We start from the raw sequence: 15,585 nt of genomic DNA, 5'->3' as shown, positions 1-15,585 counted from the left end.
CTTCAATGGCTATTTCGCTGCCGACTAATTAAGGTTTGACCTTAATGGCTAATCATCCACGGGCGCATAGAGGGAAACATTTTATTGCCCTCAGCCGTGAACATCAGTGCTGATTTACGAATTGGTTTATCACCACAGCCGCAGCCTTTGCCGTGCTTGTGTTCGCGTCGCGCCTTTTGCTCTGCACGATAATCAGGGGTAGAAAATATAGGCGCATTCATGGCTTTTTCATTGTGTGCATGGGCCGCGCGATTTTCTTTTTTCATATCCAAAAATTCCGGCGCGATCATAATCACGCGGGCACATAATTTTGCGCATTCGGGGCAAGCTTTAGGTTCGCTAGAATCATCCATCGCCGCCAAGTCAAAAAACAAGCCATGGTCTGCGCATTTGTAGTCATATACAGGCATGGAAATCTCCACAATAAATTATCAAATTGGTAGAGCGGGTGCATTACAACCCGCCACCTATGGGTGAATGTAAAGTGGCCTGTTCAACCAAGCCACCCTACAAGCAAGCACTGCTATTTTCTCAGCGTTTACTTATCCTTGGACAAGGGCACATCAAACCCTGGGGTGACTTTTTTAGTGGGCCCTTCAGCAGAGGGGTTAATGTCGAAGTCGAAGATACCTGTCGGCAGCCATAGAGTTGCACAGGCGTTGGGAATATCTACCACGCCGGAGATATGCCCCTGCACCGGCGCGCACCCAAGAATGGAGTAAGCCTGCGCTTTGGTGTAACCGAATTTGGTGAGGTAATTAATCGCGTTCAAACAAGCTTGGCGGTAGGCAACATGCACATCCAAGTAATGTTGTTGACCATATTCATCTACCGAGATGCCTTCAAAGATTAAATAGTCATCGTATTTAGGCGCTATAGGGCTAGGTTTAAAGATAGGGTTCTTAATGGCGTATTTGCTCATGCCGCCTTTTATCAAATTCACCCGCAGGTGAATCCAGCCGGCCATTTCGATAGCGCCACAAAAGGTAATTTCACCATCGCCTTGACTAAAGTGCAAATCGCCTACCGACAGGCCGCCGCCTTTAACATATACGGGGAAATAAATTTTAGAGCCGCGCGATAAATCTTTAATGTCGCAGTTGCCGCCGTGTTCGCGCGGGGGAACAGTGCGCGCACCTTCTGCTGCAGCCTCTTTAGCCGCATCGGGCTTCATCTTGCCCATGTGGGCGGTTTCAGCGTAGGGTAAGGTAGCAAGTGCGGGCACGCGCTCAGGTTCGGTGTCGTAGAGTTCTTTCTCGCGCTTATTCCACTCTTCCAACATTTCTTTTGAGGGCAAGCAACCAATAAGCCCTGGGTGAATCAAGCCCGCAAATTCCACATTGGGAATATGACGCGACTTGGTAAACATCCCCTTAAAATCCCAAATAGATTTTTGCGCTTCAGGAAAATGCTCGGTTAAAAACCCACCGCCATTTTGTTTGGAAAAGAAACCATTAAAACCCCACTGGCTCTCTTCAAAGGCGCCAATGTCGAGAATATCAACCACGAGTAAATCACCCGGTTCTGCGCCTTCAATGCCGACAGGGCCAGACAGAAAGTGAACCTGCGACAAATCTACATCGCGCACATCGTCGGCGCAGTCATTGTTGGCAATCTGCCCGCCCGTCCAGTCGTAACATTCAATAATAAAATCGTCGCCGGGCTTAACCGTCGCCGCCATAGGAATATCAGGGTGCCAGCGGTTATGAATATTTTCATTATCGTAGGGCGATGTTTTTAGATCTACTTTGATAATTGTTTCAGTCATGGGGTTGGCTCCTGAGGCTAAGATCAATAAGTGTGTATTTACTTGACCATCTCAGTATCCCGCGCACCCTTTTAACCAACAATACGACAAATGGCCCGCGCACCTACGCTATTTGACGTATAGACAGGGGAAGAATACCAAACATTAGGATTTGTTTATTAAGGTGAGAAAAATTAAGGCGCCACAGTATTTAACTTTTGAGTTGATTGGGGCCTTCAACTTTCTTGCTATAAATGTGTGTAGGTCGTGCCTTAGCCCGAAAGTGTGTAGGGGGTCCAGCGCAGCTTATGTGTTTGTTAGGTAATTATTTTGTAAGCTGCAACGGCATCCAATAACTGCCGTCAAAAACTAATTCACCTTCAACCGGAACAGATGGACAGCAAAGAGCATCTTTTTCAAAATCAAATTCGCGTGCCGAATAGTAAATTTTCCCATTTTTGATTGAGATACCCGTTATTGTTTGTGGAAAGTCTTGTGAGGTTTGAGTCGGTGTGGAATATTTAGGGTTAACAAATATACGTCTAGGGTGTGATTGATCGAAGTTAGTAAGAACTAAAAAATAAGGTCGGCTCATTGCGGAACCATCAGAACAACCTAAATCTAATGAATATACAGCAAGGTAAGAGCTTTCTTCCCAGTCTTTTAATTCAACCACACTCTCCTTTCCCATGTGGAACGCGCAACCAAAAGTTAGTGCAAATTGTTCTACAATACTAGGTATGTTTTCTTCGCCAATATACTTTTCTTTTTGGTATTGAAGCGCAAACTGTTTATCCTCTTCTTCAGGCGTAGCAATAACATTCAGGCTGAAAAGCATAAAAATAATTAATATACTAATATGTGCTTTCATGTGTTTACCTCACGGTTTATTCAACAGCCTAAACCGTATTCCTCCAAAAGCTAAAAAACAAAGGCAATAAAATATTTAAAAACAAGGGGTTATCCTATCACTAAAGATATAAATATAGATGTCCAGTTTGATACGTCTGGATGTATATAGCCAAAATGGCTATTGCAGAGCTGCACGGAGAATGTGGTGTGGGGAAAGCAACTATAACATTTCCTACCCGATTTACTCTTTGAGAGCGCTAAACTCACTGGCGCCTCGCTTCCAAAAATATATTGCCACACAACACGCTACTAGCGCAGTAATTGCGCCAAACTCATCGATATACCAACTTGACGCTGCATTTTTCACTGTAATAGGTGTGAATACTTTCTGTATCAAAAAACAGAATTTTAGTTGCCATATTTACCTCCTTACTCGCCTAACAGGTTATCTAAAGTCCTAAGCTGTATATTTTCCAGATCTAAAACAAGATCAAGGCAATATAGCCCTTTCAAAATAAAGGTTTATCTTATCACTAAAATATAGATGAAGAGTTACGGCTGCATTAGCTATGTGCCGTCTTTTTCATCATTGCTTGAGGGGTTATAAAAATTAAGGCCGCTCTTTAACCTTCTCCCTTTAGTATTAAAAAGCCATGCCGAATTGAGAAATCATTCGTTCGATACCCCCAAATAATCTCTAGCTATCACCACAAGCCTCATTAGTAATTGTGCAAAAACTATGGTACTTGCAGGGAGGGGCGAACTCCTTGTGGGCATTTGCGTCTTAATATCCGTGTTAATTAATTTCGATATTGAGGAAACCTATGAATAGATTCGTTAAAACATTTAAATGCGTGGGTATAGTTGCTGTTTTTGCGCACAGTTTTGCTATGCCCGTTTATGCTGCAGAAGATCAGCGCCCTGCGCGCGAGGAGCAGCATAGCGGTCCACCGGAGCAGGCGTTTATAGCCTGTAAGGGTTTAAGCGAGAGTGATGTGTGTAGTTTTGTGGGGCGCGATGAATCTATGATTGAGGGGATTTGTGTTACGCCTAAGCGAAAATCGGATGAGGCTACTCTTGCGTGTCGCCCCAACAATATGCCAGAGCGACCACCGAGGAATTCTGCTGATCGTAATGAGTAATAAATTTAAAACTGATTTTTTTTTGGAAAAATCTGGAGGTGCATGACAAAAAGAGGTGGCTTCTTTTTCTAAACGGTTGAATACACTGCGCAATGCAAGTATTCAGCTTACCTTCAAAAAAAGCCAGGCTTCGCCCGAGATGAATGCGAAGACTGGCTAAACTTTTTACCACAGGTACATCACAAAAGCTGTTGATAGCGGTAGCCTTTAAATATTGGCTGCCTGTTGCTGGATTCCAGATAATCGGCCGAAACACATTTTACTTTTTCGTAAACGTTTTCTGGTTCAGATTATCTGCACAACTTGTTACGGGTATTAAACCGATAAATAACTTGCGATCTTTGCTTCATCTACCGATGAACGCAGTTCTTCATGCACAATTTCCCCTTTTTCGATGACGAGAATCCGGTCGGCAATATCCAGGGCAAAACTCAGTACTTGCTCCGAAACTACAATCGAAAGACCGCGTTGATCGCGAATCATTTTTAGCGTGCGGCCCATTTCGCGAATGATTGATGGCTGAATGCCTTCGGTGGGTTCGTCGAGAAAAAGCATTTTAGGGTCGCTGGCCAGTGCGCGCGCTATAGCAAGCTGTTGCTGTTGGCCGCCGGAGAGATTACCGCCGCGGCGATTGCGCATTTCTAAGAGTACCGGAAACATATCGTAGAGTTCGCGCGGTACACTGCGGCGTTTGGTAGTGGTTAAGCCCGTTTCAATATTTTCTTTCACCGTCATGCTGGAGAAAATCATGCGCCCCTGGGGCACAAAACCGAAACCGCTGGCGACCCGTTGAAAGCTTTTTAAATGACTGACTTCTTTATCGTCTAACTTAACGCTACCCGAGGCGCTGGGGATAACGCCCATGAGTGATTTCATCAGCGTGGTTTTACCCATGCCATTGCGCCCCATGATGGCGACAATTTCATTGGGTTTTACGGTGAAATTTAAACCGTGTAGTACTTCGCTTTGGCCGTAACTCACTCGATAGTCTGCAACTGCTAGCATGATGGACTCCTAAAAATATTTTACCCAGTGCTATTTAATGGCCGAGATAGACTTCTATCACTTTGGGGTCTGCTTTTACTTTGTCGATTGAACCTTCAGCAAGAATTTTACCTTGGTGTAACACCGTCACCTTGTCGGCTATTTGTGCGACGAATTGCATATCGTGCTCAATGACTATCACCGAGCGATCTTTGGTGATACGGCGCAAGAGTTCTGCGGTTTGTTGACGCTCGCCCACGGACATGCCCGCAACGGGTTCATCCAGCATTAAAAGATCTGGGTCTTGAATCAGCAGCATGCCAATTTCTAACCATTGTTTTTGGCCGTGGCTGAGAAGTTCTGCTTGGCGATCTAACTGATCGTCGAGAAAAATCATCTGCGCCACTTCGTGCACCTTGTTGATGACTTCTGCATCGCGTTTAAAAGTAAGTGCGCCAAACACTGAGCGCCCGCGCGGGAAAGAAATTTCCAAATTTTCAAACACGCTTAGGTCACCGTAAATCGAGGGGGTTTGAAATTTACGCCCCACCCCGGCTTTGACGATGTCGTGCTCTTTCATTTTGGTAAGTTCTTTATTGCGAAATTTAATCGAGCCCTCTGTAGCTTTGGTGCGCCCACAAATTAAATCCAACACTGTGGTTTTACCTGCGCCATTAGGGCCGATGATGACGCGAATTTCGTTTTCATCGACATAAAAACTCAAATCGTTCACGGCCTTAAAACCATCAAATGAGACGGTGAGATTTTCCACCGCCAAGACAAAGTCTGTATTACTGGGGCTCATGGATAACTCCTTGGTTCAATGACGGCGTGCTATCAACTGATTTGGTCGCAGTGTTCGAATCTGTTTTTAGGCTGGTATTGGCTGTTGTGGGGGCGAGTGTGTGAGTGTGAGTGCGGCCTGTTACTTTTGCTATAAAGGCATCTACTTTGGGTGCGGCGTAGCGGTTATAGAGGCCTGCCAAACCATCGGGAAAGGCCATGACTACACCGATAAACAACGCGCCCATGGCGAACAACCAGAGTTCGGGAAAGCTTTCGGAGAAAGATGTTTTTGCCGCGTTCACAATCAAGGCACCGTAGACCGCACCTATAATGGAAAGCCGTCCGCCCACTGCACAGAAGATCACCATTTCAATCGAGGGGACAATGCCAACCAGTGTGGGTGACATAAAGCCGACTTGTAGAGTAAACATGGCGCCACCAACTGCGGCAAAAATAGCGCCTATGCAGAACACAAATATTTTAAAGTTAGCTACGTCATAACCTGAAAAGCGCACGCGGTCTTCTTTGTCGCGCATGGCCACTAGTAAACGGCCTAATTTACTTTTACGAATGTATTGCGCGATAAACAAACACACAAACAACAGTAGTACGCAGACAAAATACAAATAGTATTTTGCGCTGTCGGTGCGAATGTCCCAGCCGTGTAGTGTGCGTAAATCCGTCATGCCGTTTACGCCACCGGTATAACCCTGCTGACCAATAATTAAAATGGTTAGAATTGCCGCAATCGCTTGGGTGATGATGGCAAAGTAAACACCGCCAACACGGCGTTTGAACATGGCGACACCGACTATGTAAGCGATAATAGTGGGCACTATGATTAAGGCAGCGAGGGTAAAACTAAAGCTGTAAAACGGCTGCCAGAAAAAAGGCAATTCAGTAATCTGATTCCAATCCATAAAATCGGGTATACCCGGTGTTGATTGGATTTTAGTGCTGATGGGGTCTGATGCTTCTAATTTTAAAAACATCGCCATGATGTAACCGCCGAGACCAAAAAATACACCCTGCCCTAAACTTAAAATGCCACCGTAGCCCCAGCAGAGCACTAGGCCCACAGCAACAAATGAATAGGTGAGATATTTGCCAATTAAATTTAAACGGAAAATATCAAACGAAAGCGGCAAGACTACAATTAAAATAACGGCGAGTACGACAAACCCCAATAGATCTTTTTTAGGTAAGAGTGACGCTAAACCTTGATACGACATAATAGCTACTCCTCTTAACGACGCACTTTAAGGGTGAATAAACCTTGTGGGCGGAGCATGAGCACCAGTACCACAAATAACAGCGTAAGCACCTTGGCCATAGATCCACTGAGGAAAAATTCCATCGTAGATTGCGCCTGTGAAATGGTGAAGGCCGAAGCCATAGTGCCAAGCAGGCTTGAGGCACCGCCAAATACCACGACTAAAAATGTATCGACTATATAAAGCTGGCCGGAGGTGGGGCCGGTTGAACCAATCATGGTAAATGCGCTACCCGCGACACCGGCAATACCGCAACCCAGAGCGAAGGTGATGCGATCAACTTTGGCAGTATTAATACCGACGGCACCAGCCATAGCGCGATTTTGCACCACCGCGCGCACTTGCGTACCCCAGCGTGAGCGATACATTAAAATTGCGACGGAGAGGGAAATTCCCAGCGCAAGTAGCATCACAAACAAACCATTAATGGGTAGTTCAATTGTTTCGGAAAGGTGCACCGAACCCATAAGCCAGTCGGGTAAGGTGACGCCCACTTCGCGCGCGCCGAATACGGTGCGGTAAAGTTGTTGCAGAATTAAACTTAAGCCCCAGGTCGCCAATAGCGTATCCAGCGGGCGGTGGTAGAGATGCCTAATCATCGCCCACTCCACGAAAGCGCCAAGTGCGCCAGCGGCAATAAAGGCGAGGATCATCGCGAGAATAAAATAGACACTAAAAAAGTCCGGTAGGTAAGTAGAAAAAACATGGGATGTTAAGTAAGTGACATAAGCACCGAGAATCATAAATTCCCCATGCGCCATATTGATCACACCCATTTGTCCAAAAATGATCGCCAAACCAAGGGCCATTAGGACAAAGACTGCAAACAGAATTAGACCTGCAACGCCTTGCATTGCAAAAATAGACAGTAATTCTGAGGTGCTATATTCAGCAAACATTGCCTAGTCCTCTTGTGAAATTAAATAAATATCGTGTGAAGAATTCGTGTGGATTTTTACATTCTAAGAAATACGTTTTGCTTGTAGGAAAACAGGCGTTACTAAGGGCCGCAGCCTAAATGCCTTGAGGGGGAAGGCATTTAGGCCGCAGGTAAAACCTATTGGTAACCTTCTGGGAAGGGGTTAGGTTCGATCAATTCTTTGGTTTCATACACCACATCATATTGGCCATCAGGACGAGCGTGACCTATGCGGGTTTTAGACCAGAGGTGATGATTGGGGTGAACTTTTACATAGCCTTCTGGTGCAGTGGTTAGCTCTATACCGGGCGATGCAGCGCGCACCTTGTCGATATCAAACGAACCGGCTTTTTCTACCGCCGCTTTCCACAACCATGGGCCGAGGTAAGCGGCTTGAGTTACATCACCAATTACGATGTCTTTACCGTATTTTGCTTTGAAGTCGGCAACAAACTTTTTGTTGTTGTCGTTAGGCAAGCTTTGGAAGTATTTCATCGAGGCGTAAGCGCCCTGCATATTTTCACCGCCAATGCCAAGGATCTCATCCTCAGTCACTGAAATGGTCAGTACCAGTGGCTTCTCTTTAGTCATATCGATACCCGCTGCTTTTAATTGCTTGTAGAAGGCAACGTTAGAGCCGCCTACAACAATTGCGTAAATCACATCAGGTTTTTTCAGTTTGATTTTGTTGATCACTGAGTTGAATTGGGTGTGGCCCAATGGGTAGTACTCTTCGCCGACCACTTTCAAGCCTAACTTTTCAATGTGCTTGCGCGCAATTTTGTTGGAGGTGCGTGGCCAAATATAGTCGGAACCCAACAGGTAAAAAGATTTAGCACCTTTGGTTTTGGTAACCCAGTCGATACCCGCAATAATTTGTTGGGTAGCTTCTTGGCCGGTGTAAATAACATTGGGTGATTGTTCAAGGCCTTCGTAAAAAGTGGGGTAGTAGAGCATGCCGTTGTATTGTTCAAATACCGGCAGTACGGCTTTGCGCGAAGCGGAAGTCCAGCAGCCGAATACCGCAGCGACTTTGTCATTTACTAAAAGCTTTTTGGATTTTTCGGCGAAGGTTGGCCAGTCACTGGCACCATCTTCTTGAATGTATTCAATTTTGCGGCCGAGAATGCCGCCCATGGCATTGATTTGGTCAATCGCCATTTTTTCAGCTTGGACCGATCCAGTTTCGCTGATGGCCATGGTGCCTGTCACTGAGTGCAAAATACCTACCTTCACGGTAGTGTCAGTGACTGCAAGGCCTGTGGAGTTCACCTCATCTGCCTGCGCAAAACTAAATGCGCAGCTCGCCGCGAGCGTTAATAAACATTTTTTCCAGTTGGATTTAAATACCTCGGCAAACTGAGTTTGGCGGGGGTTAAACGCTGATGTCTTCATGGTCTATCCTCATGCAGTTAATGTAAGTTGCTCAAACCACGTAATGGCCAGGTTGTTATTGCGCTGCGCGCCTTGTGGTGGGTGAGACTGTTGCCAACACAAATCCCGCAGGGCGCTTCTCTTGCCGCAGAAGCGCTAAAGCACTATCCACGTTTGCCAATCTAGGCTTATGCCCCCTCGCAAACCATTCGATAAATACCCCATGGGGCTACGTTATTTGACGCATAGCGCTGCAGCGGTGTACTCGGTATTTTTTCAAAAGAATTAATGAAGGAGGATTGGTGGGTGTTTAGATTGGGTGGTAAATGCGCAGCCTGTAGCAGGATGGACAGTGAATTTTTGGCGCTTAAAAGTTGGTACGGCAATTGAGAGGGATTAGGTAGTTACATCGCTCAAGAGCATTTTTTTACTCTCACCGCACTTAACGCGCGTTTTCTCGTCGCGTTAGAAGCTAGATATGCACCAGGATATTCCATATTTTCTTGGTTGCACCAAAAGTTGGCATTCTTGTGCTGTAAGGCCAATAGACGCGTGTGTTCCCGGATGAACAAACCGCAATCTCATTCGGGTACCCCATGGCTGCAAAACAACATATTTTTCGTGTGCGACGCAATTACAATCAATGGGTTGCGAATCAAACCCTAGAGGACTACGCGCTGCGTTTTACCGCGAAAAGCGCGCGGCGCTGGTCCAATTCGCGCGTCGCGACTACGGCACTCGGCGCCATTTCATTCCTCGCGCTGGAGGCCATAGGCGGCGCCATTACCTTGCACTATGGTTTTAACAATGCCGTTGCCGCAATTTGCGCCGTGAGTTTGATTATTTTTTTAACGGCAATTCCCATCAGCTATTACGCGGCAAAATATGGTGTGGATATTGATTTACTGACGCGCGGTGCAGGCTTTGGTTATATCGGCTCCACTATCACCTCGCTAATTTACGCCTCCTTTACTTTCATATTTTTTGCTCTCGAAGCTGCCATTATGTCCATGGCGCTAGATTTGCTGTTTGGCATTCCACTGGTCTATGGCTATCTCATCAGTTCACTCGCGATTATTCCGCTGGTTACCCACGGCATTACCTTTATCAGTCGCTTTCAACTTTGGAGTCAGCCTCTGTGGATTGTGCTACAGCTATTGCCCTTTGTTTTTATCATTTACGCCGACGCCAGTGCGGTTGAAAGTTGGACGCAGTATTCCGGCAGCTTGCAAACTGGCGATGAAGCGCCAGCGGGCATTAATATTTTATTTTTTGGCGCAGCGTCTGCCGTTATTTTTTCGCTGATCGCGCAAATTGGCGAGCAGGTGGATTTTTTACGTTTTTTACCAGAGCCAAAACCCGATAAAAAATGGCAGTGGTGGGCGGCGCTCATTGCAGGTGGCCCGGGTTGGATTGTGATTGGCAGCATCAAAATTCTGGCGGGTTCTTTTCTTGCGGTGCTCGCCATGAACCACGGTATTGGCTTGCAGGAATCCGCTGACCCCACGCGTATGTACATGGTGGCATTTAGCTATATCGCTAATTCGCCAGAAGTCGCGCTTTCGGTTGCCGGTATTTTTGTCATTCTCAGTCAGTTAAAAATTAATGTGACCAATGCTTATGCGGGCTCTATTGCCTGGTCAAACTTTTTTTCGCGCTTAACTCACAGTCATCCAGGGCGCGTGGTTTGGTTGGTCTTCAATGTGGCCATTGCACTGTTGCTGATGGAGCTGGGCGTTTATCGCGCACTGGAACAAACTCTCGGCTTTTACGGCATAGTTGCCGTTGCTTGGCTCGGCGCGCTCGTGGCCGATTTGGTAATTAATAAACCGCTCGGTTTAAGCCCTAAGCATATTGAATTTAAACGCGCGCATCTCTACGACATTAACCCTGTTGGGTTTGGCGCTATGCTCATAGCCTCACTGCTAGGTATTGTGTGCCACAGCGGTTGGTTTGGCGATTTAGCACAGGCGCTCTCACATTTTATTGCGCTTGGCGCTGCACTTATCTGCGCACCGCTCATCGCCTATGGCACAGGTGGCCGTTATTATTTGGCGCGCCCTGTGGAGCCAAATACGGCGCCGGATGATGCGCGCCATGCAACGCAAAGCTGTTGTATTTGTGAGCACAAATTTGAGCATGAGGATATGACCTTTTGTCCCGCTTACGCTGGCCCTATATGTTCACTCTGCTGCTCACTGGATGCTCGTTGCCAAGATTTTTGCAAACCCGGCGCCGCCTATTCCGAACAACTCAGCCAATTTTTTAAAGCGTTTCTACCGCGTTTTGTTACCTCGCGGATTAGCTCCCAAGTGGGGCACTTTTTAAGCTTGGTGATTGTGATCAATGGTTTATCGGCAATTTTACTTTCGCTGATTTATTTTCAAACACGTTTTAATACGCCTGATACCGCCGCGCTCTTGGAAGCGACTTTGTGGAAAGTATTTTTCTTGCTGGTGATTGTCACCGGCGTTATCAGCTGGCTGTTTGTGTTGGCCCATGACAGTCGCTTTGTGGCGCAAGAAGAATCGCAAAAACAAACCCGCTTGTTGATGGAAGAGATTGAGGCCCATGAACGCACTGATCGCGCCCTGCAGCTGGCTAAAGAACAAGCGGATGCGGCTAACCTTGCGAAGAGTCGCTACCTAACCGGTATTAGTCATGAATTGCGTTCACCACTGAATGCGGTGTTGGGTTATGCGCAGTTGCTGGAAAAAGATTCGGCAATACCGCTGCATCGACGCGATGCAATCAGCGTAATTCGCCGCAGTGGTGAGCATCTTGCGGATTTAATTGAAGGCCTATTGGATATTTCTAAAATTGAAGCGGGGCGCTTGGACTTGCACCAAGATCAGGTGCCCCTCGCGCAATTGGTGGAACAGCTGGTGCAAATGTTTCGGGTGCAGGCCGAAGCTAAAGGGCTGGAATTTATATTTGAATGTCAGGACCGGCTGCCAGAACTGGTGCGCACTGATGAAAAACGATTGCGCCAAATTTTAATTAATTTGTTATCGAATGCAATTAAGTATACCGAACAAGGCAGCGTGCAATTCAAACTGCGCTATCGCAATCAAGTAGCGGAATTTACCGTGCGGGACAGCGGTGAAGGCATAGCCCCCGATAATATTGACCGCATCTTTCGCCCCTTTGAGCGTGTTCGTCGCCCGGGTTCTACCGCAACAGGTACGGGCTTGGGGCTGACCATTACGCGGCTCTTGTGTGAAATTATGGGCGGTGATATCGCGGTGAAAAGTACGCTGGGTGAAGGCAGTACATTTAAAGCCAGCCTCATGCTGTCGAGCATCAGCAAACCGCGCTCCGAAAGTGTCAGTATTCCCAGTCAAACTATATACGGCTACCAAGGGCGCGTGCGTACACTGATGTTGGTGGATGATGAAGCATCGCACCGCCAACTTATGCGCGCCATGTTGGCGCCTTTAGGGTTTACCATTATTGAGGTGGATAATCCGCTGCTAGCATTGGCGCGCTTAGCGCAGGAGACCGCGCAGGATAATCGCCCCGATTTAATTATGCTCGATGTATCCATGCCCGGTTTAAATGGTTGGCAATTAGCACAGCAACTGCGCACAGAAAATTTTATGGGGCCGATTATTATGGTGTCGGCCGATGCCAGCGAGGGCAAGAATCAATCCTTCACGGACAATGTGGAATCGACGCAGCCGCACAACGCCTATGTAATTAAACCTGTGCGCATGCAATTGTTGTTGGATCATCTAGGTGACCTGCTGAATTTAACCTGGTGCTATGAAAAGTCTGCAGTAACACAGACGCCGCATGCCGATACTATTCCCAGTTTGACGCTGCCTGCAGAGGAGCATTTACATGAGCTTGCTCATCTCGCGCTTATAGGGCACAAAAAAGGTTTGCAAGTAAAAATTCAATGGCTCCAGGCGAACGCTGCAGCCAGTCCTGAATTTATTCGGCAGCTAGAGCAGCTCATCGCCAATTTTCAATTTGAAAAAATTCTGGATCTAGTCGATAGCCCGGACCTTGATTCACTGGAGCAAGAGTAAAATGAACAGCAAGCTTAAAAAAGACACGCAAGTAGTCTTGGTGGTTGATGACAGCATCGACACGATTCACATGCTGAATGATGTGTTGGAGGAATCGCAGTTCACCGTTTTAGTCGCCCTTGAAGGTGCGCAGGCCTTAACGATTACCAAAAATATTTGCCCCGATATTATTCTGCTCGATGCGCTTATGCCCAACATGGATGGCTTTGAAACCTGTAAACGCCTAAAACAAAATCCGCAGTTGGCGGATGTGCCCATTATTTTCATGACGGGTTTATCGGATACCGAGCATGTAGTGATGGGACTCACCGCTGGCGGTGTGGACTATGTGACTAAGCCGATCAACCCGGAAGAATTAATTGCGCGCATGCGCGTGCATCTCGCTACCGCGCGTATTACGCAAAGTGCTCGCGCCGCTTTGGATACCGCAGGGCAATATTTATTGACGGTAGATTTAAGTGGTCAATTGCTCTGGGCTACGCCGCAGGTTTATCAGCTACTGGCGCAAGCTGGTGCCAGTGATGATGCCATAGGTTTAACCGCTGATATTCACCAGCAATTGCGCACTTGGCTCAGCCATGAACCTGACACAGGGCATCAACTCCCGCTGCAAGATTGCAGCACCGACTTAAGTTTGGAAATGCTCAATTTAATTGACGGCAAAGAATATTTGTTGCGCCTTACCAACCCCCATAAACCCGCTGAAAATACTCAAGCACTCAAACAACAATTTGCGGTGACGGTGCGCGAAGCGGATGTGCTTATTTGGATTGCCAATGGAAAAACCAATCGCGAAATTGGCCAAATTCTGGACATGAGCCCGCGCACGGTGAATAAACATCTCGAACAGATTTTCAAAAAACTCGGCGTAGAAAATAGAACCTCTGCTGCCGCTGTTGCGCTTAAATGTTTAGCGCGGAACAGTTAGATTGATTTTTCAACTTCTTAGCAAAAAATACTACTTTATACTGGGTGTTTCTAAGCCTGACTGCCAGTGGAGGTAAATAATAGATCAGTCCGTAAAACGTATTTTACGCCGTTATGAACTGGCATTCCTGCATGCCAAAGCTCGTGTTGGAATAACAATATAGTTCCCGCTTTAGGCTGCACCTCGATATTGTCTTTTCTGAACCGTGTAGCTCCAGATCGATCAAGGCTATTTAAGTAGATCAGCATGGTAAAGCGACTATGATTGCCATCATGTTCTTTGCTGCCATCCTTGTGCATATTAAATTTTTGATCACTGTCATAGCGATAAAAACGAAAGAAGGGGTTGAGACCGCTAGGTTGTGTTACGTCAATTGGAGTTAAGTCAACGTCCTTTAATTTTCTCCAAAATTTCTCAGCCAGCTCCGGAGACTTCATATCTACCCGCTCATTGGTGCGAACCATAGAGAGCATTTGACGTTGGCCATTCACATCGACATCAGCAGGTGTGTATCTCAATGATTCACTAAGTGCTATTAGGTAGCTACAGTCGCTTTCATCTAGAAAGTATTCGATAGTAAATATACCATCTGTTAGCTGTTGAAGTTGCAATGCACTATCTCCATTAATGTGTAACTAGCTGGCCCTGTATTGAAGCAATTCCAATAGTAGCAATAGTGCCAGAATTAAATTCAATTGCGTCTTCGACGATGCCATCTGAAAAAATAATACCACCTTCGGCCATTTGAGATGAAAGCTTGAATGTTTCCGATTCCTCAATCTTTCCATAAACCAAACTTGTGCCTGTGGCATGTGAAGGAAATGGTTCACGTACACAAAAACATAAACTACGGGAATTCCAAGGCATGTTGATAGGCGACTGTTCTATTCCTGTTATAGCGCTGGCACCTGTAAGTAAACTACTTAACCATCCTGTAGAGCCCATCCCGGTTGAAATAATAATGCCGGAAGAGGATTGCACTTCGGTTTGGTCGCGATAGGACAGCTCATAGCGCGCAGACACTGGCATTTTGGGGCCGATATATAAATCGTTGACGGCGAGTAGAGTTTGTCCATCGTTCAAGGTGGCTTGAGCCATGGTCACTGCTTTTGCTAAAAATCGATTATGTAGAACCTCAGTGGTGATGGTGGCGAGGTTGTGTAATTGAAATGGTAGTAGTTGCCCATCAAATCGCTGGGGTGCAGGGTTGACGGCAATTAACGGTTGTCCATTTAAATATTTGAGCGTGTTAGCAACCAAACCGTCCTGGCCGGCGACTACAACAACATCTTCCGGTCCAAAGATAAAATTGGTTAGAAAGTTTCGTTCAAGTCGCTGTACGCGACCATATTGCCGCAAGATTTTTTCAGCGGCCTCTAAGGCCATTTTTAATTCGCGGTCTTCATCTTGATAGTCCGCTACATTGTCACCGCGACTTTGTAAGTAAAATGCGGCTTGGGCCCGGGTATTGTGGCGGCGAATCAAACCGTCCAACCGCGTTTCGCGGTGGACGAGGATGATATTGCGATCACTTAAACGCTCCAT

At 46.5% G+C, this 15,585-nt stretch carries 13 protein-coding genes; 3 read left to right on the top strand and 10 right to left on the bottom strand.

Features of this window, described 5'->3' with window-relative positions:
- Positions 1 to 41: 41 nt before the first annotated feature.
- The 3 genes from AC0KUT_RS19905 to AC0KUT_RS19895 all read right to left on the bottom strand — a co-directional run bounded on the left by AC0KUT_RS19905 (position 42) and on the right by AC0KUT_RS19895 (position 2,618).
- On the bottom strand, positions 42 to 410 hold the full coding sequence (locus AC0KUT_RS19905; RefSeq protein ID WP_488832289.1) for an FmdB family zinc ribbon protein: 369 nt from the start codon (positions 408 to 410) through the stop codon (positions 42 to 44).
- A 128-nt stretch (positions 411 to 538) separates the two neighbouring features.
- Positions 539 to 1,768, bottom strand: a complete 1,230-nt coding sequence (gene fmdA / locus AC0KUT_RS19900; RefSeq protein ID WP_488832287.1) for a formamidase — start codon at positions 1,766 to 1,768, stop codon at positions 539 to 541.
- Positions 1,769 to 2,072: 304 nt separating this feature from the next.
- On the bottom strand, positions 2,073 to 2,618 hold the full coding sequence (locus AC0KUT_RS19895) for a hypothetical protein (RefSeq protein ID WP_488832285.1): 546 nt from the start codon (positions 2,616 to 2,618) through the stop codon (positions 2,073 to 2,075).
- Positions 2,619 to 3,423: 805 nt separating this feature from the next.
- On the opposite strand from AC0KUT_RS19895, the gene AC0KUT_RS19890 reads away from it, so the two are divergent.
- On the top strand, positions 3,424 to 3,741 hold the full coding sequence (locus tag AC0KUT_RS19890) for a hypothetical protein (protein WP_488832283.1): 318 nt from the start codon (positions 3,424 to 3,426) through the stop codon (positions 3,739 to 3,741).
- Positions 3,742 to 4,056: 315 nt separating this feature from the next.
- On the opposite strand, the gene urtE is transcribed toward AC0KUT_RS19890, so the two are convergent.
- The 5 genes from urtE to urtA all read right to left on the bottom strand — a co-directional run bounded on the left by urtE (position 4,057) and on the right by urtA (position 9,099).
- Positions 4,057 to 4,746: an urea ABC transporter ATP-binding subunit UrtE gene (urtE, locus tag AC0KUT_RS19885; protein WP_488832282.1), complete on the bottom strand. Its 690-nt coding sequence runs from the start codon at positions 4,744 to 4,746 to the stop codon at positions 4,057 to 4,059.
- Positions 4,747 to 4,780: 34 nt separating this feature from the next.
- The gene (gene urtD, locus AC0KUT_RS19880; RefSeq protein ID WP_488832280.1) at positions 4,781 to 5,530 is read right to left on the bottom strand and encodes an urea ABC transporter ATP-binding protein UrtD; all 750 of its coding nucleotides are present in this window, start codon (positions 5,528 to 5,530) and stop codon (positions 4,781 to 4,783) included.
- Positions 5,517 to 6,743: an urea ABC transporter permease subunit UrtC gene (urtC, locus tag AC0KUT_RS19875; protein ID WP_488832279.1), complete on the bottom strand. Its 1,227-nt coding sequence runs from the start codon at positions 6,741 to 6,743 to the stop codon at positions 5,517 to 5,519. The genes urtD and urtC overlap by 14 nt, the downstream gene beginning before the upstream one ends.
- A gap of 14 nt (positions 6,744 to 6,757) precedes the next feature.
- On the bottom strand, positions 6,758 to 7,684 hold the full coding sequence (gene urtB / locus AC0KUT_RS19870) for an urea ABC transporter permease subunit UrtB (protein ID WP_488832278.1): 927 nt from the start codon (positions 7,682 to 7,684) through the stop codon (positions 6,758 to 6,760).
- A gap of 158 nt (positions 7,685 to 7,842) precedes the next feature.
- Positions 7,843 to 9,099 carry an urea ABC transporter substrate-binding protein gene (gene urtA / locus AC0KUT_RS19865; protein ID WP_488832276.1) on the bottom strand — a complete coding sequence of 419 codons (1,257 nt, stop codon included), beginning with the start codon at positions 9,097 to 9,099 and terminating at the stop codon, positions 7,843 to 7,845.
- 575 nt (positions 9,100 to 9,674) lie between these two features.
- On the opposite strand from urtA, the gene AC0KUT_RS19860 reads away from it, so the two are divergent.
- Both AC0KUT_RS19860 and AC0KUT_RS19855 read left to right on the top strand, forming a co-directional pair.
- Positions 9,675 to 13,112: a hybrid sensor histidine kinase/response regulator gene (locus tag AC0KUT_RS19860; RefSeq protein WP_488832275.1), complete on the top strand. Its 3,438-nt coding sequence runs from the start codon at positions 9,675 to 9,677 to the stop codon at positions 13,110 to 13,112.
- A 1-nt stretch (position 13,113) separates the two neighbouring features.
- Positions 13,114 to 14,040 carry a response regulator gene (locus AC0KUT_RS19855; protein ID WP_488832273.1) on the top strand — a complete coding sequence of 309 codons (927 nt, stop codon included), beginning with the start codon at positions 13,114 to 13,116 and terminating at the stop codon, positions 14,038 to 14,040.
- Positions 14,041 to 14,090: 50 nt separating this feature from the next.
- Here AC0KUT_RS19855 and AC0KUT_RS19850 read toward each other — a convergent pair whose 3' ends face one another.
- Together AC0KUT_RS19850 and AC0KUT_RS19845 are read right to left on the bottom strand one after the other, a co-directional pair.
- Positions 14,091 to 14,558, bottom strand: coding sequence for a 2OG-Fe(II) oxygenase (locus AC0KUT_RS19850; protein WP_488832271.1), 468 nt, complete (start codon positions 14,556 to 14,558; stop codon positions 14,091 to 14,093).
- A gap of 106 nt (positions 14,559 to 14,664) precedes the next feature.
- Positions 14,665 to 15,585, bottom strand: a complete 921-nt coding sequence (locus tag AC0KUT_RS19845) for a diacylglycerol kinase catalytic domain-containing protein (RefSeq protein ID WP_488832269.1) — start codon at positions 15,583 to 15,585, stop codon at positions 14,665 to 14,667.

It is taken from the genome of Cellvibrio sp. 25HG11W-0, from assembly GCF_057815475.1.
This window is presented reverse-complemented; position numbering and strand designations above follow the sequence as displayed.